This window comes from Delftia tsuruhatensis NBRC 16741 (genome assembly GCF_001571325.1).
GTDB lineage: Bacteria > Pseudomonadota > Gammaproteobacteria > Burkholderiales > Burkholderiaceae_C > Comamonas > Comamonas tsuruhatensis.
The window spans coordinates 1-737 of the sequence record NZ_BCTO01000131.1 but is presented as its reverse complement, the minus strand read 5'-3'; the positions used below and the strand labels follow the sequence as shown (position 1 = coordinate 737).

Genomic DNA, 737 nt, shown 5'->3' with positions numbered 1-737 from the left:
AGCTTGATGGCCGACATCTGCGCCGAGTGCGCGCCCGTCACGAAGTACGGATTGCCGGCCGTGCCCACGAACAGCGTCTGGTCGAACACGGCCATGCCCACGATGGGCCACTCGGTCGTGACCTGGTAGTCCACGGGCCAGGCGTAGGGCACATAGGGCTCGCAGAACGCCACGGTGTTGTCGATGAAGCCGGCCATGATGCCGTTGGGCATGCCCGTGAGCCCGCGCAGGTAGGGGTTGGCGCCCACGCTGGGCTTGTTGTCGCCCTCGTACTGGCCGTCCATGCGGTACGGGGGCGCGGCCCAGGTGAACTGCGGCTGCAGGCTGTCCAGCTCCTCGCCCTTCTTGTCATCGAGGAAGCTGGCCACGGAGATCTGCAGCTCCTGCACCAGTTGCCAGGCCGCCGCTGCGGCCGAGGCGTTGCTGCGGTAGATGCGCCACTTCACGACGTGGCGCGCGGCATGCTGCTCGCCCGTCATGGCCTGGGGCCGCTGGATGGTCACGGTGTCATTCTGGTCCACCTCCAGCATCTCGGAGATGGGCGACGGCTCGGACTCCTCGCCCCAGTCGGTCACAAAGGCCACGACGTAAAAGCGCGAGTCCACCACGCGCTCCACGGTCTTGCCCGCCAGGTCGGCCACGCCGCCCAGCTGGTCCAGCCAGGTGCCGATCACGGCCGTGTCGCCCGTGGCCGCGATGTACTGGCTGGCCAGCTGGGTCTGGATGCTGGACACCAG

At 68.0% G+C, this 737-nt stretch carries 1 pseudogene; it reads right to left on the bottom strand.

What is annotated here, in order from left to right:
* Positions 1–737, bottom strand: a pseudogene (locus tag DTS01S_RS29285) (hypothetical protein); the annotation flags it as partial.